At 45.1% G+C, this 20323-nt stretch carries 27 protein-coding genes and 1 CRISPR repeat array; of the genes, 21 read left to right on the top strand and 6 right to left on the bottom strand.

Annotation, left to right across the window (positions count from 1 at the left end):
• Position 1: 1 nt before the first annotated feature.
• From CHX35_RS16690 to CHX35_RS17770, 5 genes are read left to right on the top strand one after another with little or no spacing between them, the layout of a single operon-like run.
• Positions 2–1282, top strand: coding sequence for a Gp37-like protein (locus tag CHX35_RS16690; protein ID WP_091839773.1), 1281 nt, complete (start codon positions 2–4; stop codon positions 1280–1282).
• A 9-nt stretch (positions 1283–1291) separates the two neighbouring features.
• Complete coding sequence (locus CHX35_RS16685) at positions 1292–1534, top strand: hypothetical protein (RefSeq protein WP_091839770.1); 243 nt, start codon at positions 1292–1294, stop codon at positions 1532–1534.
• A gap of 14 nt (positions 1535–1548) precedes the next feature.
• Positions 1549–1830 (top strand): hypothetical protein, encoded by a 282-nt coding sequence (locus CHX35_RS16680; RefSeq protein ID WP_091839767.1) that lies wholly within the window; start codon positions 1549–1551, stop codon positions 1828–1830.
• Positions 1831–1832: 2 nt separating this feature from the next.
• Positions 1833–2081 (top strand): transposase, encoded by a 249-nt coding sequence (locus tag CHX35_RS16675; RefSeq protein WP_091839764.1) that lies wholly within the window; start codon positions 1833–1835, stop codon positions 2079–2081.
• Between the two features lie 3 nt (positions 2082–2084).
• Positions 2085–3038 carry a peptidoglycan-binding protein gene (locus CHX35_RS17770; protein WP_091839762.1) on the top strand — a complete coding sequence of 318 codons (954 nt, stop codon included), beginning with the start codon at positions 2085–2087 and terminating at the stop codon, positions 3036–3038.
• Between the two features lie 69 nt (positions 3039–3107).
• Here CHX35_RS17770 and CHX35_RS16665 read toward each other — a convergent pair whose 3' ends face one another.
• Together CHX35_RS16665 and CHX35_RS16660 are read right to left on the bottom strand one after the other, a co-directional pair.
• Positions 3108–3623: a hypothetical protein gene (locus CHX35_RS16665; protein WP_091839759.1), complete on the bottom strand. Its 516-nt coding sequence runs from the start codon at positions 3621–3623 to the stop codon at positions 3108–3110.
• A gap of 218 nt (positions 3624–3841) precedes the next feature.
• Positions 3842–4063 carry a helix-turn-helix transcriptional regulator gene (locus tag CHX35_RS16660; RefSeq protein WP_245838899.1) on the bottom strand — a complete coding sequence of 74 codons (222 nt, stop codon included), beginning with the start codon at positions 4061–4063 and terminating at the stop codon, positions 3842–3844.
• A 322-nt stretch (positions 4064–4385) separates the two neighbouring features.
• On the opposite strand from CHX35_RS16660, the gene CHX35_RS16655 reads away from it, so the two are divergent.
• Both CHX35_RS16655 and CHX35_RS16640 read left to right on the top strand, forming a co-directional pair.
• Positions 4386–5216, top strand: coding sequence for a ParM/StbA family protein (locus CHX35_RS16655; protein WP_091839756.1), 831 nt, complete (start codon positions 4386–4388; stop codon positions 5214–5216).
• A gap of 316 nt (positions 5217–5532) precedes the next feature.
• Positions 5533–8073 carry an ATP-binding protein gene (locus CHX35_RS16640; protein ID WP_140413652.1) on the top strand — a complete coding sequence of 847 codons (2541 nt, stop codon included), beginning with the start codon at positions 5533–5535 and terminating at the stop codon, positions 8071–8073.
• 37 nt (positions 8074–8110) lie between these two features.
• On the opposite strand, the gene CHX35_RS18075 is transcribed toward CHX35_RS16640, so the two are convergent.
• Together CHX35_RS18075 and CHX35_RS16635 are read right to left on the bottom strand one after the other, a co-directional pair.
• Complete coding sequence (locus tag CHX35_RS18075) at positions 8111–8236, bottom strand: hypothetical protein (RefSeq protein WP_281252104.1); 126 nt, start codon at positions 8234–8236, stop codon at positions 8111–8113.
• Positions 8237–8491: 255 nt separating this feature from the next.
• Positions 8492–10021, bottom strand: coding sequence for a recombinase family protein (locus CHX35_RS16635; protein ID WP_217895897.1), 1530 nt, complete (start codon positions 10019–10021; stop codon positions 8492–8494).
• Between the two features lie 73 nt (positions 10022–10094).
• Between CHX35_RS16635 and CHX35_RS17690 the strand changes: the two genes are divergently transcribed.
• Positions 10095–10256, top strand: a complete 162-nt coding sequence (locus tag CHX35_RS17690; RefSeq protein ID WP_176392159.1) for a hypothetical protein — start codon at positions 10095–10097, stop codon at positions 10254–10256.
• A gap of 94 nt (positions 10257–10350) precedes the next feature.
• Here the strand turns inward: CHX35_RS17690 and CHX35_RS16630 are convergent, their stop codons facing one another.
• The gene (locus CHX35_RS16630) at positions 10351–11685 is read right to left on the bottom strand and encodes a helix-turn-helix domain-containing protein (protein WP_140413651.1); all 1335 of its coding nucleotides are present in this window, start codon (positions 11683–11685) and stop codon (positions 10351–10353) included.
• Between the two features lie 345 nt (positions 11686–12030).
• Positions 12031–12390: a helix-turn-helix domain-containing protein gene (locus CHX35_RS16625; RefSeq protein WP_091839740.1), complete on the bottom strand. Its 360-nt coding sequence runs from the start codon at positions 12388–12390 to the stop codon at positions 12031–12033.
• Between the two features lie 161 nt (positions 12391–12551).
• Between CHX35_RS16625 and CHX35_RS16620 the strand changes: the two genes are divergently transcribed.
• The 13 genes from CHX35_RS16620 to CHX35_RS16580 all read left to right on the top strand — a co-directional run.
• Entirely contained in the window at positions 12552–12746 is a 195-nt protein-coding gene (locus tag CHX35_RS16620) for a helix-turn-helix domain-containing protein (protein ID WP_091839737.1), read from the top strand.
• Positions 12747–12788: 42 nt separating this feature from the next.
• Positions 12789–12935 carry a hypothetical protein gene (locus CHX35_RS17685; RefSeq protein WP_176392158.1) on the top strand — a complete coding sequence of 49 codons (147 nt, stop codon included), beginning with the start codon at positions 12789–12791 and terminating at the stop codon, positions 12933–12935.
• Between the two features lie 196 nt (positions 12936–13131).
• Complete coding sequence (locus CHX35_RS16615) at positions 13132–14031, top strand: ATP-binding protein (RefSeq protein ID WP_091839734.1); 900 nt, start codon at positions 13132–13134, stop codon at positions 14029–14031.
• Complete coding sequence (locus CHX35_RS18070; protein WP_281252102.1) at positions 14032–14163, top strand: hypothetical protein; 132 nt, start codon at positions 14032–14034, stop codon at positions 14161–14163.
• Between the two features lie 103 nt (positions 14164–14266).
• Positions 14267–14464: a hypothetical protein gene (locus CHX35_RS17765; RefSeq protein WP_091839731.1), complete on the top strand. Its 198-nt coding sequence runs from the start codon at positions 14267–14269 to the stop codon at positions 14462–14464.
• A gap of 322 nt (positions 14465–14786) precedes the next feature.
• Complete coding sequence (locus CHX35_RS16605; RefSeq protein ID WP_091839728.1) at positions 14787–15104, top strand: hypothetical protein; 318 nt, start codon at positions 14787–14789, stop codon at positions 15102–15104.
• Between the two features lie 46 nt (positions 15105–15150).
• The gene (locus CHX35_RS16600) at positions 15151–15969 is read left to right on the top strand and encodes a hypothetical protein (protein WP_091839726.1); all 819 of its coding nucleotides are present in this window, start codon (positions 15151–15153) and stop codon (positions 15967–15969) included.
• Entirely contained in the window at positions 15920–17239 is a 1320-nt protein-coding gene (locus CHX35_RS16595) for a replicative DNA helicase (protein WP_342743144.1), read from the top strand. The genes CHX35_RS16600 and CHX35_RS16595 overlap by 50 nt, the downstream gene beginning before the upstream one ends.
• Positions 17240–17241: 2 nt before the next feature.
• Positions 17242–17397, top strand: coding sequence for a hypothetical protein (locus CHX35_RS17680; protein ID WP_176392157.1), 156 nt, complete (start codon positions 17242–17244; stop codon positions 17395–17397).
• Positions 17397–17567 carry a hypothetical protein gene (locus CHX35_RS17675; RefSeq protein WP_176392156.1) on the top strand — a complete coding sequence of 57 codons (171 nt, stop codon included), beginning with the start codon at positions 17397–17399 and terminating at the stop codon, positions 17565–17567. The genes CHX35_RS17680 and CHX35_RS17675 overlap by 1 nt, the downstream gene beginning before the upstream one ends.
• A gap of 101 nt (positions 17568–17668) precedes the next feature.
• Positions 17669–18172, top strand: coding sequence for a RusA family crossover junction endodeoxyribonuclease (locus CHX35_RS16590; RefSeq protein ID WP_140413650.1), 504 nt, complete (start codon positions 17669–17671; stop codon positions 18170–18172).
• 172 nt (positions 18173–18344) lie between these two features.
• Positions 18345–18866: a sigma-70 family RNA polymerase sigma factor gene (locus CHX35_RS16585; RefSeq protein ID WP_091839716.1), complete on the top strand. Its 522-nt coding sequence runs from the start codon at positions 18345–18347 to the stop codon at positions 18864–18866.
• A 234-nt stretch (positions 18867–19100) separates the two neighbouring features.
• Positions 19101–19794: direct repeats of the CRISPR family, unit length 37 nt; unit sequence GTAACAACGCAATGCACCTCAATAAGAGGATTGAAAC.
• 314 nt (positions 19795–20108) lie between these two features.
• Positions 20109–20323 (top strand): DUF4244 domain-containing protein (locus CHX35_RS16580; RefSeq protein WP_140413649.1); only part of this gene is annotated, 215 nt, incomplete at its 3' end.

Below are 20323 nucleotides of genomic sequence, written 5' to 3'. Positions count from 1 at the left end.
AATGGCCGAATATCGAGTAAGAGTAAGGGATAAAACTTTTGGCTTTATTGGGGAGATTGACGAGTGGATCTCCCTCGAAATATCCCTAATGTACAACGATATAAGTAAATGGATCTTAAAACTGGATGCCAACTCAAAGGGGGCCCAGTTTTTTTATGATTTGATGATGGATTCAAACATTGGGGGAGTACCTGGGATCCATGTTGAACGGAATGGATACTTCCTTCTATCCGGCCCAATGACCGATGCGGAGGAGGTTGTCTCGCCTAGCGAAGGCGAGACACTGACCATCTATGGATCCTGTGATATGCAGTGGATCGCTGATAGACTTGCGCTGCCACACCCCAAGTACATGGCCTCGCCATATATGACATCGAGCCTGTACGGGGATGGGTCTAACGGTCATCAAGATGCGTATCCAAACGCAGGAGACACGAAAGATCGTTATGCATCGAATCATATTCATGCCTTCGTTAGTGATAATATCGGCCAGGACCAGGAATACCCCCTGAGACGTTTGCCATTCCTAAATTGTATTTCTCGTAACTGCGGTTATCTCATTCCGAATGAGGAAACCAGCTATGGGCGTGGGGAGAACCTCCTACAGCTTATCCAAGGTATCGCAGACTATAGTGAATATAAAGGAAAACCGCTCCAGATTCTGTGTCGACAATATTGGACGGGTAGTAAGTGGGAGGTACGGTTTGAAACGGTAGAACCGTCATCGAAGCCCGGAGCGGTCATGTCCCAATCCTTGGGCTCCATCATCGGATACACCTACAAACGTTCTCGCCCTACGGCGAATATGATTCAGGTCGGAGGTTCAGGCGAAGGGGTTAAGAGAGTGTTTGCCCATAGTGGCGACAATCCATCTATCGCTTACTATGGTCTCATTGAATCCTTTGAGGAGTATACAGGCACCAAGTATGACGAGAAGGACCCCAAGCATGCCAAAGAGCTGAAGGTGTTGGTTAAGGAGGTGAAAGCAAAGCTTAAAGAAACTGCAGAACAGACCGTTATCCAGTTGAATTTTCAAGAAACCCAAGCCGTCCAGTATGGCCGGGATTTTGGACTAGGCGACAAGGTTCCTATTTATCTCAAGCGTACCTCGACTACGGATATTGTGAGATCGGCGACGTTCCGTCTTCAAGGGAAAGAGGAAACAATTGAACTGACCATCGGCAACCAAGGAGTCATATCAAAGGGGCTAAGGGTATTCGATCGGTTGAATAAGCTTGAATATCGCTACAACGGTCTCACTAAAAGAACACTGGGGGAATGAGGGATCATAATGGATATCCGATTTGTTATTCATGAGTTTCCAAATGAGCCGGATAATCAGACGGTCTATATCGAACTTGACGATGGCGGGGACTTTCAGGGACATTCTGTCTGTAAACTTGTGGTGGGCGAGGACGGTAAGTACAAGCTTTTTAAGCGGGTGGATACCGATATGAGTATTGAAGCAGAGGGAAGGGACGAAGCTATTAAACTAGCTTGTCGAGAGCTTATGAAAGATTGGTCTACACCATAGGGAGGTGAAGGGAGGTGAGGGAGGATAAGGACGGTTTTTACACCCTTACTACTCAGGAAGTATGGGAAGAAATCAGGGGAATGCGTAGAGACATCCAAGGGATGCGATCTGACTTTGCCGAAAAACATAGGGATTCTATCGAGCTTGCACGTGATGCGATTAGAGACGCAGCCGAAGCCAAAGCGCAAGCTCAGTTGGCCGTGAGCAAAACTGATCGATTTATTTGGTGGTTACTAGGTATTTTCGGTTCAGTGATCATACTGGCCGTTAAAATCTTGATTTTTCCGGGGGGATGAATATGACAGTAGGATTTGATGAAGCGATGATAATTGGTGTAATTATTGGGCTGGTGGAATTAGCGAAACAGAGTGGGTTACCGAAACGAATAGCACCGATTGTATCCCTCGCCTTGGGAATCGCGGCGGGGATTTTTTATGTCTATCCAAGTGATTTGAGTATGGGCATCCTGCAGGGAATTGTGCTGGGTTTAACGGCTGGGGGTTTCTATAGCGGGGCTAAATCGGTGATTCAAAAAGGGGGGCGATGAGTAGTGGGTTTTGAAACCTATGGAGGTCAAAAGATCAAGATCGATTTTCTATCCGGGGTACCGAAACGTCCATTTCGTAACGGTACTGATAGATACGAGATGGTAATTATGCACGATACAGATAGTGTCGCACCAGCAACGAACCAAGCGAAATACTTCCACCGGGAATGGAATAACAGAAAAGCATTCGTTCATTTTTTCGTGGATAAGTCACAAATAATTCAGCAATCCAGCATCCATTACCAAGCTTGGGGAGCTGGGAATGCAAACCCTCGAGGGTTACATCTGGAACTGTGTCGGGAGCATTCCAAGGCGGACAAGTTAGCTGGGTACGAGAAGTGGTGCCGCCTTGCGGCTTGGCTCCTTCACCGCAGAGGTTTGGGAGTCCGCTGGGGTAAGACATTAGTTACACACCACTGGGTATCGCAGCACTTGGGTGGAACGGACCACGCTGACCCTGACGCCTATTTGAAGACATTTGGAGTCTCGATCTCCGAGATGGTAGACAACGTCGAGAAGTACTATCGCCAATACGGAGGAGAAACAAAAACAAACCCCGACCCAGTAGGAACGAAGGATTTCCCAGGACGGGGATCTTTCAAGATTGGCCACATTGACCCTGCTGTTACGCTACTCGGACAACGCCTAGTCGCACACGGGTTCGGTAAATTTTATAAAAAAGGACCGGGCCCGAGGTTCACCGAAGTGGATCGCAAAGCCTGTGCAGCCTTCCAACGGTCACAAGGTTGGACAGGGTCCGATGCAGACGGGCGCCCGGGTCCCGAAACTTGGAAACGGTTGATGGCTGACCCACCGAAATCTAAGCCAAAGCCCAAGCCAAAAGAAAAAGCCCGCTACCAAGTTCAAGCGGGGGCGTTCGCAGAACAGGAAAACGCCGAACACCAAGTTAAAGCCTTGAAAAAGGCGGGGTTTGAAGCTATTGTGGAAGAGAAGTGAGACCAAGACTAATATACAAATAGAGCATAAAAAAAGCCGAGCGGAGATTATTCCGCTCGGCTTTTTCTTTTATTTAATAGTTATATCTTTCCATTTAGCCTCTCCTTTGACAATGTCAATATCGCCAATGGTGATATTTAAATGATCACTTTTAATTTTCCATATACCATCTTTCTGTTCCATAACCTGATATGAGATATCTTCATCTTTGGATCGACCATCTACCAGAAATACACGGTAAGTTTTTGTTTGAGGTTGCCCTGGGAAAGGTGCAATAAACATCTTCTTTGGTTTCTTATAACTTATACCTTCACTACATATTCTTTTATGACTTTCTGGATTAATGCTTTTATACGAATCCAATTCATCTTTAAGTTTTTTATAGTTATGATCATCGCTTCCATTGAATAGATATTTTTTCATTCCCTTCAAGTCGCAGTGATTTAAACTTGTATGATATTTTTCTATAGTTTGTTCAGGCGTTAATTTTTTGGGATGGTCTGCGCTTTCAGATGAACACCCAGCTATAGACAACAACAATACAATAAAGCTAACCGAAACGAAGCTTCTCACATGATTAGCCACTTTTTATTCCTCCTGTTTTTTAAAAGTGATATTACTGATGAAATATCTACTCGCTTATCATGGAGAAGTATTCCAATTTTAAAATATTTCTTTCTAGGGGCGGTAAGTCCTTCTTTACCAGGACACGCAAGATATGAAGCCCGCCCGCATACGCTAGACCAGCGGGCTGAGAGCGTAGCCCAGTCTGCTAGTCTCGCTGACGATAAAGCCCCCGGACGTTAATTGTCCGGGGGCTTTTTTGTGTCTAAGTCGATCCAGATTTCCTCGATGGGTAAATTTAAAGCCTGTCCGATTCGATAAGCTACTGGCAATGAAGGCAGGCTTTTGTTGTTGACCAATAGTGAGATATTTGAGCTACTTACCATCGCTTTCTTAGCAAGATCGCCATGATCCATATCCAGCTCAGCTAAAATTACTTTTAATTTACATTTTATCCTCAACTTGAAGTCACCTCAAAGTATATCTTTACTCCTTTTTATTTGGTTGTCCTGCTAAGTACTTATATGGGTCGGAAACTTTTTTAATGGGACTAGATAAACGCCCAAGCTACCCTCAATAAGATGGTTTTAACCCTAGGTTAAACACTTAGGTCAGTCCTCAAAAAGTGTTTAACCTAGGGTTAAACAAAGGGGGTATTTTAGATGATTTATGACGATGAGGTTTGCTATCGCTGCGGGCTATATTTTGAATCGGAACACGGTTATCCCACTGGTGCTGAAGAGGACCATTTGTGCACCGATTGCAAGGATAGGAGGATTGATCATGATTTTGGGTATTGATGCGGGGGGAGAGATGGTAAAGGTCTTTGGTGGAGCGATGGGACATGACTCGTTCCCTTCTGACCTCGGGGAGTGGAGAGATAGACGATTAGTTAATACCCCAGGACAAGACGACATGGAATGGGAATACGAAGGTCAGAAAGGATTCGCCGGGACTCTTGCTCAAATGGAATCGGAGCTAGGCGGAGCGATGAAAGGAGAGACTAAGGCGCACTTCGATGGAAAGATGCGAGTGCTTCTGGCTATCCATCGGTTCATCCCAAATGCCCGAGGAGTTGACCCGTCTGTTCAACTAGTGACAGGGCAGCCTATCAGCCATCACACCGAAGAGGAAAAGTCAAAGATTATTGACATGCTAACTGGCAAACATGATCTGATTGTGAATGGGCAGCGGAAAATATTCCGAATAAAGCAAGTTAAAGTAGCCGCAGAAGGAGCAGCGGCCAGCATGGCACAACCAGTTGAAGGGTTGATCAGGATATTAGATATTGGGTCTGGGACTGTAAATGGAGCTAGTCTACTCAATATGAGATATATTGACCGAGAGTCATTTACTGAGCCGTTTGGATTGGCGACATTAGGAACATCAGATGAATCAGCAATCGCAAGGCGAGTTAACACCATTGCCACATCAAAAAAATGGAAGAGAAATGATCTCATTAGGTTGATTGGCGGAGGTGCTGAAATAGCGGAATTAGTTAATAAGGTAAAGGAGTTTTTCCCCAATGCCGAGGTTTTTGCCCCCAAAAGGCTAAGCCCAAAATTCTCTAATGCGGTGGGGTTTTATGAGATTGGACTGATGCTGTATGGCTAGACCTCTGAATAGAAAAACTCTGGCGGCAGTTTTAAACTTATTCGATCCAGTGGATCAAGATATAGACCGTCATGTTAGGAAATTTCCCAATACGTCTAAGTATTTAAAGTCATTAATCCTGAGAGACATGGCTGGTGAAGTTAAACCATTTATAACCGCTATCCCCAACATCCCCTCGCAAACTAACCCCCCCATGGATGTTAGTCGGGATCTGATCGAATCACTAGTATGAGGAGGGAATCGACATGAGTGCGACATTTGCTTCTCTTAGAGTACCCCGAATTTCGTGGTCACGAGAAAAAGTGGAGGTGGTTCCATGGTCAGGGTCGGCATCCGAGGTAGATGTGGTGGTTCGGCAACTGAAGCGGAAGGGCTGGGCACTTTTGCCGCTGCCAGTGGCCTTGATACCTACAAAAGCATTTGCATCCGGCCCAACCGACACGATCAGCCATACGGTGACGGAAGCTCTGAAAGCGAAAGTAGTATCAGCCTTCGAGCCACTGATCGGAGTCATCCAGGCTCTCAGTTACCCCTTAGCTTTGGCCTTCCTGTCAACCGGGTTTCTTCTAATAATATCGGGTCGCCGCCAAAAAGGGCTGGAGTCAATCAAGTGGGCGGCAATCGGGTTTCTGGGCATGCAACTTGTGCCGGGGATCATGAGCATTCTCCTGGGAGTGGGCGACACGATCAGCACCGGAACCTCCCTGCCCGGGAAGTAATTTTGCAAATCATCCCGGATCGCTCGGTCGATAACCAAAAGTCTGAAGAGCTCGCCCGGGCGATAGCAGGCATGTATCAGACTCCTTGGGAGCGGCGGGACGGGTGGAGGATTAAGCCTAACCCATCGATTTCGTGGGAGGTGATCTTGTCAAAAAAGGATGGAGCATGTTTCTTCATTAGGGTACCTGTGGCGTGGCAGGCGGTTATTGAAAAACAACTAGCCACAATCTGGCCGAGGGCGACCATAACTGATGCTGAAGATCCACTCGCTCAAATGCAGCCAACTTTGGTCAATCGCCTTGAACTCGGCCAGCACTATCTTTTCAGCTTTAAAGTCGACCGCCGCAACAATGGTCCATTGCCATCCATCCTTGATACCCTATCTATTATCGGTGACAAAAGTTCTGCCGCCCTTCAATTCATCATGGAACCTGCTCCACCGGATTGGTATTCGGGGGCAGAGGGTGCATATCAAAAGTTCTGCCAGGGACGAATGCCGCAGAAATTCGGCCTGTCTGGAAAAGCAGTGCGACGGAGTGCCGTCAAAGTCGCTGCCGACATTGCGGTCGGGGCGACGGATATTATCGCCGAACTATTGTCCGGCGAGGAATCACCAAAGGATGGAGACGATGCTTCAAGGGTAGAAGCACTCAGAGAAAAGCCAGGCATGAGGGCAGCGGTAGCGGAGAAGCTCAAAGGAGATGCAGTTCGGGTGACCTGCCGGATTGCAGTCGAAGGATCACAGACTGAGGCAGAGGCGATCACCCGATCCCTCTGGTATGGACTCCGATCCATGGACGGCGACCAGACTTGGGCAATGAGACAGGAGAAGGACTTCGAGGCGATGTTGGCGAGGAAGTCAGGGTACTCAATTACTCCCGATTATTTATCACTTAGGGAAGCAGGAGCCCTTTTACAACTCCCCACTGGTCCGCTTCAAGAGGAACATGGGCTTGTCTCAGTTCGCCATAGGGAGACCTCAATCCACCCTGATATAAAAAGGAAGGATGGTATATATATCGGTGACGCTACCGATCATGGCGAGTCTATACCGATCCATTTTCCAACAGTTGATCTAAACGACACCTGTTTGCCCCGAGCCTTTGTTGCAGGGATGGGGGCGGGCAAGACGACGACCGTTACCAATCTCGCTAAAAGAGTAGCCACCAAAGGATGGACAGCAGTGGCGATTGACCCGGGTAAGGGAGAGGTGGGAGATCGCCTTATGAAAGAGCTTGGCCCAGATCGGGTAACCCGGATCACCTTTGGAGAGAAGCCGATCTCCCTGGATATTCGAGAAGCTTTCCATTCTCCAGCAGGGCGTAATCGATTGGCGGTGGAGTTACTATCGTTCTTTGATGATGATTCTGTCAATCCATTAGGTGCCCAGACGGCTAGGTATCTCAGAGCAGCGGCGAAGGCGGCACCCAACGGTCGACTCGTCGAACTCCATCAGGTGCTCGAAGATGAAAAATACCGGGCTACCTTATATGAAGAAATGGGCGAGAGGGAATCAGCTCTATGGAGCAATTTCGATAAGGCGACAGCGGCTCGCCGAGCTCAGTTGATCGAGCCGATCTTTAACCGTTTGGATACTTTTCTGGGGGATGATTACCTTGAGAGGTGTATGGATTCGACCGACGGTATCGACATGGTGGAGTTACTGAAACCAGGGAAGGTGATCGTTTTCGATCTCCCGGAGCGGTTACTCGGAAAGATGGGGGTCAATGTGATTGGTGGTATTTTGACAGCGAAATTGAATGTCGCCATGCACGTCAGGAATACAGATCACCCGGTGTGGGTGTTGGCCGATGAGCCGCATCAGTATATGAAATCAGCTCGAGTATGGGAGACGGCGGTGGTGGAGTCGAGGAAGTTCCGTTTCTGCTATTGCTGGTTTATGCATGATCTTCCACAGATGGGGCGCGGGTTAGTGAGACGAATTTCAGCAGCGGGCGCGCATTGGGTGATCGGGAAGACATCCAAAGCGAATCTCAAAGAACTGGCCGAGGAGATTAGTCCTTTCACCGTCGAAGAGGCCTTGGAGTTGTGGAGATCCAAGGAGCATAAGCATAAGGCTATTGGATTGATTCAGCCTTATGGGAAGCCAGTGGTATTCCAGATGGCTAAAAAATAAGACCACCCATTGTTGGGTGGTCTCTTGGTTTAGATATTTAACCTCCGATAGGATCAGATACACGCAATCCACCTGGTTCCTCGGCATGATAAGTACCGCCAGGGCTATCCTGATACCCGCTACCTGGTTTGCCAGCTACACCACTTCCTGGTTTATCTTGCATTGCAATCCCTCCCATATTAGTTATGGTCCATCCGGAATGGCGATTGGGAGCATCCTAGCTAATCTTAATGCAATAGGGCTCATAAAGATTTACCTCCTATGGGCCTGTGGGCTCAGCATGAAGTTTCATTGGATACCCGCCCCCTTTTCACTATTATACTAGTTGAAGAAATATATGGATAGGTGGCTAGGGGTTTTCAAAAAAACACAGATAACCTCAACAAGTAATCTCATTTCCTTGTGGAGGTTATCTGTGTTAAATTCTTAAGGAGAGTTTCAAGGTGAATTGATCGTTTTTCTGGTGTTGTTCCTTACGATAGGTTGCGTGGGAGAGGACACCTTTAAGAAGGGTGTTTTTCTTTTTGGGGTCATTTAGGAGAGGGTACTGTTCTAAAACACTTTTTACTTTTGGAATTTTTTTTGAATATGCTTCTTCGCGCTTTTTTTCATATTCAATTACACGCTTATTTTCTTCAAGTGATTTAGAAACTTCACTAATTCGATTTGCTAAATTACTTGATCGCTCGAGGTAGGTCTCCTCATTGTAAATTCCTCTTTCTAAGAAATCGTGTAACTTTCCTTTTTGTTCCTCTAGAGTACTTAGTTCTTGTTTTAGATTTTTTATTGTGTTTTGGTGTGACTCAATCTTAATGGAGGCGCTAGTTTCATCACCAAATTCTTTCTCATTCCACGATAGCTTAATATTTTCTACCCACTGTTCAATGGCTGTGAGTAATCTTTCTTCAACAAAAGTGAACCGAGTGCTTTTATTTTTACAGTAGGTATTTGAACAGATAAGATGAGCTTGTTGTTTTGTATATGAGCGATATACCATTGTTTTATTACACATTTCACAACGTACTAAACCGGCTAATGGGTTTGTTATACCATTCAGTTGATATGGAATATGGTATTTACCTTTGAGTTTGTTTTGTGTACTGTCCCATATGTTTTTAGATATAAGAGGCTCATGTTTTCCTTCCACATCAATCCATTCATCGGTTGGGCGGGCTTTGGCTTCTCTACCGACAGGTAGCTTCTTATAGCTTTTTTTCTTCCACTGTATTCTTCCTACATATACAGCATTCTTTAAAATTGATAATACAGAAGAGCCGTGCCATCGCTTTCCTGTGTAAGATAAATACCCGAGGCGATTTAATTCTTTCGCTATCTTACCAGCACCAGATAAAGGTTCGTTGTATAAATCAAAGATCATTTTAACCACAGGTGCCTGATCGGGATGGGGCATTAAATAACGTCCTTTTTCATCATTGGTAATGAGATACCCATAAGGAGGACGAGTTGCTATATAGTTGCCTTCTTCGACGGATCGAATACGCCCTCCTTGTAATCGACGGGTAATAATTTTCAATTCCTTCCTAGCCATAAAAGCTTCAAACTCCGAATACTCTTCATCCCACTCATCGTTGAGATCATACGTTTTTCTAGGTGTGATGATCTTTGTTTTTGCCCGCTGAAACGTTTCTAATATAATACCTTGTTCTTGCATATTACCTCTTCCAAGACGGTCCATATCCATAACCAGTACTCCATCATAAAGCCCCGATTCCACTTCATTTAATAGCTCCATCATCTCCGGTCGATGAATTAAACTCTCCCCAGATACAATTTCTTGTCGGATACGAGTTATATTAAGGTTTTGCTTCTTAGCTACATCTAATAGGGCCTTTTTATGTTTGGCAAGAGTTTCACCTTCACCTCGGGCTTCAGCTTCCATATCTGCACGGGATTTGCGCAGATAAATACATATTTTATCCAAGTTCATCCCTCGCTTAGGTAATTGTTATTAGTGTTGTCCACTCTCTACAGGCGAATAGGTTGTAACGGGGGGATGGGATATGAAAAGTGTAACCTATAAAATTGGAAACACGACGATATATATTGAAGGTCCTGATATTACCAATGAAGAAAGAGAACAAAGAATATATGAAATCAAAAAAATAATTTGGGAAAATTGGTGTGAAATGAGAGTTGAAACTCAAAAAAAAAGCCGGACTTAAAGTTATCGTCCGCCAGGTTCGGTACTATTAGTTGTAATTGTTTTTTGCTGTACCGAATCAATTGGCAACGACAATGAGAAAACCAACAGTGCACTTAAAAGGATGAGTCTATATATTCGCATGGAATTACCTCCTTGCTACGAAATTCCAATTGTAGATCTAACAGCCTCTCTGTATACAAATGGAACAGTCTTGTATCTTCAAAATTACCTCTTAAACGATATGCTTCAGCTATTTTCATGATAACATCAAATTCCACATGGGAGTAGCCCCACGATTTGGCTATTTCCTCTGCTTCACGATATTTGTCTATCGCTTTATCTAAATCATTCATGCACAATAATAAATTACCACTTGCTAAAAGGGCTTTAGATAACCTAAATAAATCTTTTTCTTTTTGAGATACTTTAATGGCTTTTTCAATCCACTGTTTAGCTTCATTGAGACAGTTTTTTTTCATGTAAAGAGTGCAAAGTTCAACATAAACAGGTGTTAAAATACGTTGGGTTACCTTGTTCTCAAGACTGAGGGCTGTGATAAAGCAGTCCTCTGCTTCAGCCCATTTTCCCATTTTGAAATACACATTTCCTAAAGTGGTCCATAGTTCAAACAGTCGGTTGTATTGATAATTTATTCTTGCTAGTTCAATTCCTTCAAGTGATATTTGGATGGCCTGTTGATATTGGGCACTATTTGAACATAGACCGATTTTTAGTTCATATAGATTCAACAACATGTCTATGGGTTGAATTTCTTTAGTATTGGATGACCACAATTTATTTACTATGTTGGCTGCTTCAGTGAAATGCCCCAATTTATCAAGATAGATAGCTTTGTTGATAGGAACAGTGTAGTGATAATACTGTTTAGGACCTCTACGGCTTAAATTAGCTTCTGCTTTTATTATGTAATGAAGAGCTTTATCAAGATCATTTTGGAGGTATTCGCACCTACTTAATTCATTGTAACTAACTGCTTTGATATTCATTTCAAATGGAGTAGCTTTCTCAATTGATTTTTCAAAAAAGTGTTTTGCTTTATTAAAATCTTTATCAACTAAAAAACAGCTCCCCTTCAAATACAGGTATGTACCAGGGTATATATCCTTTTCTATGTCTTTTAGTAAGCTTAAGGCTGATTTGGTATTCCCACTGTCTATAACAGTATCGATTCTATCTAATTTCGTTGCAATCTGATTAAATACCGCCGTTATTGTATTTATAGCGTTAGAGTTTAGTTCAAGTACTTCTATAAGAACTTCGTATTTATTTCCATTAGAAATACCACGTTCAATTTTACTGATTGTACCAGTGGAGACTTTACTCATTTCCGCTAAATTTTCAATGGATAGTCCTTTGTAATTACGCCATAATCGCAACAGTTCTCCTATTTCATCACTTGAATATTGCAAAGGATTTTTGTGCTCCAATTTAATTCCAACCTTTCATATTATGTGCGTTCACTAAAATTGAAATATTCAAAATCGAAAGAAGTCAATCTTGTTCATTTTGAAGTTAAAAATCAACTAGTAATTGTGGTGTATATGTTTTATGGGGATGCGTCCATCAGTTTTAAATGAATATTTACTGATTGCTCCGTTTGTTGGTCGGAATGTAAAATATAGGTGAGTGCTTTTGGGGTTATAGATAAGGGGCGTAGATAAGATGAAGATTACCGAAAAGGAACATATTGATCTAAAATACCTTCTGGAATTATATCTGATCGAGGGCATCATTAATGAAAAAGCATTTCAAGTATTACATAAAATCGCTAGTCAGTCCTCAACATAATCATCAGAGAAAAGCTCTAATATTTTACTCATTCTCTGTATTTGTTTCCCAGAAAGTTCTCGTCCGTCATAAGTAAATTTTTTTCTCATCTCGGGGTCTTTCATGGCATCTATGAGGGATTTAATGTCAAACTCTAGCGTGTCAGAACTTGATTGTGAATGATCTCGACCTAATAAGTAATCTGCACTTACATTGTAAAAGTCTGCAAGCTTTTGAAGAGTTTCAAAGTCGGGTTCCCTATTACCATTTTCATATCCAGTGTAGGTCGTTCTTGGTATTCCTATGGCTCTTGCAACTTCTTCTTGGGTTAACTTTTTTGATTTCCTAAGATAACGTAGCCGCATATGTCTCACTCCGAATCGAATTGTGGGTTTACTTTATTATAATGGCGCAATAAGCGACATTAAACAATTGTTTCAAAAAGAGTCAGAAAAGTCTTTACAGACTCATTTTGAGTCTATATAATATTGTTATAGTCGCATATTGAGACGAAAGGAGCAATTAAATGCGGACTATTCAAAGAAGTTGGCTTGTAAAGTTAAGAAAAGAGAAGGGGATGACGCAAAAAGATGTAGCGTGTAAAGCAGGTCTATCTAGGAATTACTACTCAGAAATCGAGAAAGGCATTAAAACACCAGCGGGTAAAACAGCAAAGAGGTTAGGTAATACTCTAGGATTTGATATGAGCCTCTTTTTTTAGTCATAAATGTCTCAAAACGAGACATTTATAGGGAGGGAACGAATGAAAAGTGTAACTTATCAAATTGGGAATACCACTGTTCATATTGAAAGCCCTGATTTAAGCGAAGAAGAAAGGGAACGGAGAATTACTGAAATTAAGAAGGTGATCCGAAATAACTTCATTTCTATGGCACTTGAAAGGAGGTGAGCCTATGTATTTGCCCGAGCTGGAAGTGTGCTCAAACTGTGGTGACCAGTATGACGCAAATGAGATTTCCGAAGGACTGCAACGGTTTTGCTCAGCGGATTGCTTCATTGACTTTCACATACCCGAAGGAGATGGAATATTTGAAACTCTATGACGTGGACTCAACTCTAATTCCGGATTGAATAAGGAGGCACTTATGTTTCAGCCAGCCGGTAAGGTTAAGAAATCTCTCAAGGTAGCAGTTTTCGGAGAAAGCGGGGTCGGGAAGACATGGTTCGCTCTTCAAGCCCCTGGTCGCAAAGCAGTAATTGATACGGAGAACGGAACGGACTTTTACGGTGGGAAGTTTGACTTTGAGGTTATCAAGACACGCCGGTATACCGAGGTAATGAAAGCACTCGACTACATAGAAGCGAACCCCGAAAAATACGAAGTGCTTATCATTGACCCGATCACAAACATCTACCAAGTGCTGAAGGACGCAGGGCAACTTTCCGCCGAGCGTAGGGCAGAGAAGAAAGGCAAAAGTGGGGAAGATGCAGCCCTCACGTTCAGGGACTGGGGGATCATCAAGAACAAGTTTAACTCACTCATCAGCCGACTTTGTAATCTCCCTTGTCACGTCATCATGACTGGGTGGCTCAAGGATATTTACGAAGGCTCTGGCGACACCATGAAAAAAGTTGGAGCGCGGATCGACGCAGACAAAAAGGTTGAGTATCAACCCGATGTCATCATTCATTTAGAAGTAGATCGCCAAGGCAACCGATTTGGGGTGATTGAAAAAGACCGAACAATGACCCACAAGATCAAAGAAAGAGTGAAGGACATCAACTTCAGCGAATTTCTCGCCGCTTCATCGCAGGAAGGCGAAGCGAGTTCCCTCCAGATCGATAGTGAGGTGGCTGAAGCTGAGGCGGAAATAACAGTTGAGACAGCGGAGGAAATTAAGAAAGTATGGCTCGAGAAAGGGTTGAAGCCACAAGCCTTAAATGCTCAAGTTCGTAGGATCTATCAGTGTGGTTTTGCCGACATGACCCAGTCACAAGGACAGGAGTTTTTGGACAAGCTCATCTCCGCGAAGGAGGTGGAGTGAATGGACTGGGAGTGGGAGATGGAACACCACTTTATAGAAGAGGACGAGCTATACGAGGAGTTGATGTACCTCGAGTATGTCGTTTACCCACAGATGGATAAAGAAGAACAAAAAAAAGAGCCCACCGCATAGACGGAAGGGCCTGAGAAAAATTAGATACCGGAATCATACCACGGCGCACCGGGCTGCTACAAGCCCGGACATAAAAATTAATTATGAAAATGGGGGACTGAAAATGGGAACATATTTTGATTCGATTGCCCCATACTTTTGTGCTAATTGCGGCGAGAAGATTAACTTTCATAATAAGTACGCTAGGCAGGATTGGATGGCGGGCGCTTCTCATAACTGCTCCTGCGGTGCTCATTTTATCCATTTGCCCAATGAAGAGGTTCCGAATAAACAGCGAAAGGAGTTGGATTACTACCTATGATTCGGCGTTGGAATTTAGATGAGGATTGGGTAAACACGATCATATCGGGCGTAGCTTTCATTGGAATGATAGTGATTTGGACATGCCTATTGTACCTGCTAACTCTATGAAGAAAGTGGTGCCAATATGCTGAAAAAGGGAGACAAAGTGGTGATGCATTCCTCGGGGATTTCCCATAGCTACTCGGGCAAAGTTTGGGTATGTCGTAGCGATGAGTGGGCACATCCCCATGGCGGTCGAGCGATACTTCTCGAAGGATACAGCGGAGGAGTATCGGTAGAGGGGCTGGCGTTGGTAGATTGCTCGTGCGGAGGTGATGAGGATGAACCGAATCACCAAAGAGACAAGACGCGAGTCATATGAGTTGGTACAAGGTTCTCTTGAGAACCGCCAACAAGTGGTGTTCCAAGAACTAGCGAAGTGCCCGAGGCTTACTGCCAATGAATTGGCGGCTAGGCTTTGGCGACAGGGGAAGGTACCAAAACCAGATAGGAACTTTGTCCATCCCAGATTAACGGAACTAGTCAAGACGGGACAGGTGGCAGTGGTGGGCAAAAAGACATGTACCATCTCATCTAAGAAATGCGCGATTTATGTAGCGGTTAGTGAGCGGGGTGGTAAACAAGGCAGCTTGTTTTAGGGTGTATAGGGCAGGAGACGGCTTTTTAAGGGGGATGTACTAACCCGTGAACTACATGAAAGAGTTGAACGCGTTTCGGAATTGGGTCATGTTAAACCGCTTGTCCACTGGACAAATTGCTTTGTGGCATACACTGATGTCCATCAACAATATGTCCGGCTGGCAAGAGTCGTTTACAGCACCCAATCAAACGCTTCAACTCCTGACTGGATTGTCCAGGCAAGGATTAGACGGAGCACGAAACGGTTTAATCCAAAGTGGTCGAATCCGGTACAGAAAAGGTAAATCCAATCAAGCAGGCACCTATCAGATGATCTCCCTTCTGTCATTAGAATCTGAGTCTGAGTGTCAAATAATAGGCACAGGAGTAGACGAAGTAGTTGACAAGGGAGTAGACACAGAAGCGGCGCAGGTGTTGACGCAGGAGCGGCGCGGAGGTAGCACATTATTTAAACAAAGACGTAAACCGAAACAAGACGAAGAATTATATGCACAGGTGTTTGAGCAATTTTGGTCGATCTACCCGCGACGAGTCGGAAAGAAACGAGCCTACGCGCAATGGCAGAGACGGTTGAAAAGCTCGTCCTACTCAGAACTTATGATGGCTACTCAGAATTATGCTCAGGAATGCGAACGGCTTGGGACAGAGCCTAACTTCATCAAACACCCCAGCACATTCTTGAGCGACAAACTGGACTATCAGGATTACCTTGATCCACCTGAGCAGCAGAAAACAGAGAAGCCAGAGGAACGAAGGGCGCGCTTGGAGAGAGAGAAGCGGGACAGAGAGGTGGCATTTAATCGCTGGATGGCTGATGGAGGTGACCCCGATGATTTTGTCTATCCCCCTAACGCAGAACCTTGAAGCTGAGTCAGCCGTATTAGGAGCTGTTCTGATAAAGGCCAGTGTCATCGATGAGATCGCACACTTGGTGGACCCCAGGGATTTCACCATCCATGCTCACCAGATGATCTGGAAAGCCATGAAACATCAGTACCAGAACAACAAACCCATCGATATCGTGACTCTTAGCCACATGTTACAGACCTACAAAAGGTTGGAGGAAGTTGGTGGCGTTACATACCTCACAGAGCTGGCTCAAGCCGTACCGACCACCTCCAACACCGCCTACTATGCAAACATTGTACGCTCCCATGCCATTCGTCGCCGGGGGGCTGAGGCAGGGGAGAAGATTATCCAACTCGCCTCGGGTGGGGAGATCGAGGACGACGAGGATTTCTTTACCCAGGTTGAGCAACTGGCATTGAACATCCGACCCCAGACCGCAAACGGTATGAAATCGATCAGGGACGGGAGAGAGGCCTACATGGAGCATCTAAGAAGACAGGATGAACTAATCCCTACTGGGTTCAAAAGGTTCGATAACTGGTCAGGCGGTCTAGGGAGGGACTGGCTCTATATACTCGCTGGTCGTCCGAGCGTTGGGAAAACGGCGAAGATGCTCCAGATGGCACGAGGGATTGCTGAGCAAGACAAGGGTGAAGTGCTGATTTGGAGTCAGGAAATGAGCCGGGAACAGTTGATCAACCGAATGATCATCCCCATTACGGCAATCCCTGCAGGGCGGTTTCGACGAAGGAATTTCCAACCGGGGGACGAGCAGAAGATCAGCGACGCATACGATTGCTTGGAAATGCTACCGCTGCATATCGAGGATGCATCCAATGTCAGCATCGAAGAGATCCGGGCAACGGCCAGACAAATCAAACGTCGTCATGGGAAGCTTGCAGCTATCTTTGTCGATTATCTCACGATCATGAAAATCCCGCAGGAGAAGGGGAAAACGTGGTCGCAAGCTGTTGGTGAAGTGACGAAGCAAGCGAAACACCTTGCCCGAGAAATGGACTGCCCCTTCGTCTTGCTGGCACAGATGAACCGGGAGAGCAAAAAGGTTCAAAGACCCGGGCTAGAACATCTCAAAGACAGCGGGAACATTGAGCAGGATGCGGACGTGGTCGAGTTCTTGTGGGAAGACCCGGAGGACCATGATCCGGGGTACGGCAACAATGGCGCGAAAGTGGTCCATTCGGTGATTGCTAAGGGTCGAGACATCGGAATCAATGATTTCCGCTATATATTCAAGGGTTGGCTTCAGAAGTACGAGGAGGGTTGATGATGACGGATCGTGAGTATGAGCAGCTACTGACAAGGGCGGTGAAGGGGGCTGAATACTTGGACAACCCTCTGATTAAATCGGATGACTGGAAGCGGGGCATGAAGTTGTATGATGCGATTTGCGAGGAGATCTTGCAATACAAGGAGCTAACCTAATGAAAGCGAAACGATGGGATGTCTATGACTGGATGAAACATAGAACGATGATTACGGGACGGATACCAACGGAGGAAGAAGTGGCTATCCACTTTGTCAGGTATGCCTCATTGGGTGAGATGATGCAAGGGATATTGGATTTTAGGGAGTCAGTGCGACAGGCAAGATAGACCAAGCGCTCAGACGTTTTGTGGATATAATATCCGAATGTTCGGTCTTTAAAAAGGGGGACAAGCCCAATGAATAGATTCGAGCAGGCTAATAGACTTCGGTGGGCACTAGAGCGGAACGGACAGTGGGTGTACTCCGACGGGACGGTGGCTATCGAGCTGAATGGAGTCAGGGGAGAGGGATTATGCGAAGCGCGGGCGTTATCAGATTGGCAGAGGAAGATGGGGCGAAGGAGAAGGGTGGTGGCGAGGTGATTCGGATTGAGGTCCCGGGGATACCGCCAAGCCTAAACCAACTCAGGAACACTCATCATTATGAGTGGAATCGGCTTAAAAAAGAGTGGGCGGGAGTGGTATCGACGGTAGCGCGACCTGCTCGGCCCCCGACCCCCTTCCGGCGAGCAATAGTGACTCTGATATACCACTTCCGTGATCGGAGGAGACGCGACCCTGATAATTATTCGGGTAAGTTCATCATGGACCCGCTTGTGGAGTTGGGCTTCCTGGTGGATGACAGCTTTGACCATATCGAGTTGCGTCATAGACAAGGGGAAGTGGACAGGAAGAATCCGAGGGTAGTGATCATGATAGAGGAGGTTGTGTAATGAATGCGATGCAGAGGCGGAGACGACGGAGAGTTAGAGCATTACTAGGGCCAAGGTGCTCCACATGCGGTAGGCAGATCCGATGGGCAGAAGTTGAAGGTGAATCAGCGACAGGGATTTGTACTCCGTGTTGGGATGAGGAGTTGGACATGAAGCGGAAGGAGCGATACTGATGGAGGATCTGGTCGAGGAATATCAAGGATCGCTCAAAAAGATTCGTGAAGCAAAAAAAGGCTATCCCGCTAAACATGAAAGAGACGGTCAGCAAGATATTGACTTTGGCCTTCTTTCCAGCATGGAAAGGGATCTGCAATTTATCTTAAAATGGCTCACTACTGGCCGGCAACCGGGGACATACCAAGGGGTTGAGCGGTTGGCGGATTATCAAAAAGAGGTGCCTGCCAATCCACAGTGGTTTAATCAGGGGAAGTTGGGTCATCCTTTGAAGCTGCCTGCGTCAAAAGAGTTGGAAGAGCCCGTTCGCTTTCGAATCGATGAAGCCCTCAGTTTGCTGACTGTTAGGGAGAGAGAGGTGTATGAATTAAGCCGAGGAGAGGGGTTTACCTCTGTGGAGATTGGAGAAATGTTAGCGATAAGCGAGGGGGCTGTTCGTAAAATGATTCAACGTGGAGAGGAGAAGATCAGAGGCACTAAGGAAAGTAACCTGTTTCTTGTCAATGGTGAAGGGATATAAGTGCATAGGAGCGTATTCATAAAGAATAGGAGTTTTGACGTATTCTGCGAACACCCCTAGCGTCGGAATAGACCCAAGGGGTGTTCGCAAACGCTGTATACGTGATGGAATAAGGGATCGAGCCATTGTCAGATATCTCTTAGCGGAGAAAAAGTAATGAAAAGTGGAGTTTTGGAGGAGGTGTTCGCAAAATGATGAAGAATAGTATATATGGAGAAGGATACAGCGCACGCCGTAACAACGCAATGCACCTCAATAAGAGGATTGAAACCTGTATCCACTCCCGTAATTGTACTTCTAAGTCCGAGTAACAACGCAATGCACCTCAATAAGAGGATTGAAACAGTCGTTGGGGTAAAGATGGTCGCCACATCTTCGGTAACAACGCAATGCACCTCAATAAGAGGATTGAAACATACAATAACCCCGGACGGTTAGATGTCGACTGGGTTGTAACAACGCAATGCACCTCAATAAGAGGATTGAAACGGAGAAATAACACTTAGTGAATTGTACTCTCTTATAGTAACAACGCAATGCACCTCAATAAGAGGATTGAAACATTGATGCAGCAAACCGTCTAGCAGATGAAGGGATTGAGTAACAACGCAATGCACCTCATTAAGAGGATTGAAACTATTAAGGTGAATACCCCTTGTTCTTCCTCGGAGAAGTAACAAAGTAATGCACCTCAGTAAGAGGATTGAAACATACAATTGAGCTACACCTAAGCTTTACCACGGCCTTGTAACAACGTAATGCACCTCAGTAAGAGGATTGAAACAGTTTGAACAGAGGTATAAGAGAGTACAGTTCGCGTAACAACGCAATGCACCTCAATAAGAGGATTGAAACTCGTGGTAATTTGCAATATCAATCTTTTTCATCTAAGTAACAACGTAATGCACCTCAATAAGAGGATTGAAACTGGACTGGCTCATATTCATAAATAGCAAATCCATGATTTGAGTAACGAAGTAATGCACCTCATTAAGAGGATTTTTGTACACGCTATGCCACTATATAGTGAGGGAATCTTTACCCTCGCCCACGGGTCGATCTCTCCCGTGTCCTTATATCATCAATGTGCCACCTTCGGGTGGTTTTTTTCTATGCTGAAACTGGAGCGACGGATGCATTTCTCTTTAAATGTAAAATAGTCCTTTTAGTCTATACCGTCTATAGGTTCATACCAGATAAAATAGTACCACCGACTAATTCTTAGGAAATAGAGGTGGTTATTTGAGGTTTTTAAAATCATTATGGAAAGTGTTTCGAAGCAAAAAAGGTGCGGAAACGGTTGAGTACGTCATCATTATGTGTCTTGCGGTTGCTTTGGGTGGTGCGCTGGTATCCGCGGTTAAGAGTGAGCCCGTTCAATGTAAGATGAAACAAGTCATTGAACAATCTCTCCCAATGGAATATAGCGGGGATAAATCAGAGTGCGGGGAATTAGC

The sequence above is a fragment of the Marininema halotolerans genome (assembly GCF_900116235.1).
Taxonomy (GTDB): Bacteria; Bacillota; Bacilli; order Thermoactinomycetales; family DSM-45169; genus Marininema; species Marininema halotolerans.
Note: the sequence above shows the minus strand (reverse complement) of the source record. Positions and strands in the feature narration are given on the sequence as shown.

Bases quoted from the DNA above. Each gene is read 5' to 3' on its own strand.
- CHX35_RS16595 (WP_342743144.1), top strand. From the start codon at position 15,920: ATGGAGGTGACCCCGATGATTTTGTCTATCCCCCTAACGCAGAACCTT.
- CHX35_RS17680 (WP_176392157.1), top strand. From the start codon at position 17,242: ATGACGGATCGTGAGTATGAGCAGCTACTGACAAGGGCGGTGAAGGGG.
- CHX35_RS18070 (WP_281252102.1), top strand. From the start codon at position 14,032: ATGGACTGGGAGTGGGAGATGGAACACCACTTTATAGAAGAGGACGAG.
- CHX35_RS16585 (WP_091839716.1), top strand. From the start codon at position 18,345: ATGGAGGATCTGGTCGAGGAATATCAAGGATCGCTCAAAAAGATTCGT.
- CHX35_RS16640 (WP_140413652.1), top strand. From the start codon at position 5,533: ATGGTCAGGGTCGGCATCCGAGGTAGATGTGGTGGTTCGGCAACTGAA.
- CHX35_RS16620 (WP_091839737.1), top strand. From the start codon at position 12,552: ATGCGGACTATTCAAAGAAGTTGGCTTGTAAAGTTAAGAAAAGAGAAG.
- CHX35_RS17675 (WP_176392156.1), top strand. From the start codon at position 17,397: ATGAAAGCGAAACGATGGGATGTCTATGACTGGATGAAACATAGAACG.
- CHX35_RS16635 (WP_217895897.1), bottom strand. From the start codon at position 10,021: ATGAACTTGGATAAAATATGTATTTATCTGCGCAAATCCCGTGCAGAT.
- CHX35_RS16675 (WP_091839764.1), top strand. From the start codon at position 1,833: ATGACAGTAGGATTTGATGAAGCGATGATAATTGGTGTAATTATTGGG.
- CHX35_RS16685 (WP_091839770.1), top strand. From the start codon at position 1,292: ATGGATATCCGATTTGTTATTCATGAGTTTCCAAATGAGCCGGATAAT.
- CHX35_RS17690 (WP_176392159.1), top strand. From the start codon at position 10,095: ATGAAAAGTGTAACCTATAAAATTGGAAACACGACGATATATATTGAA.
- CHX35_RS16625 (WP_091839740.1), bottom strand. From the start codon at position 12,390: ATGCGGCTACGTTATCTTAGGAAATCAAAAAAGTTAACCCAAGAAGAA.
- CHX35_RS16690 (WP_091839773.1), top strand. From the start codon at position 2: ATGGCCGAATATCGAGTAAGAGTAAGGGATAAAACTTTTGGCTTTATT.
- CHX35_RS18075 (WP_281252104.1), bottom strand. From the start codon at position 8,236: ATGCAAGATAAACCAGGAAGTGGTGTAGCTGGCAAACCAGGTAGCGGG.
- CHX35_RS17765 (WP_091839731.1), top strand. From the start codon at position 14,267: ATGGGAACATATTTTGATTCGATTGCCCCATACTTTTGTGCTAATTGC.
- CHX35_RS16655 (WP_091839756.1), top strand. From the start codon at position 4,386: ATGATTTTGGGTATTGATGCGGGGGGAGAGATGGTAAAGGTCTTTGGT.
- CHX35_RS16615 (WP_091839734.1), top strand. From the start codon at position 13,132: ATGTTTCAGCCAGCCGGTAAGGTTAAGAAATCTCTCAAGGTAGCAGTT.
- CHX35_RS17685 (WP_176392158.1), top strand. From the start codon at position 12,789: ATGAAAAGTGTAACTTATCAAATTGGGAATACCACTGTTCATATTGAA.
- CHX35_RS16605 (WP_091839728.1), top strand. From the start codon at position 14,787: ATGAACCGAATCACCAAAGAGACAAGACGCGAGTCATATGAGTTGGTA.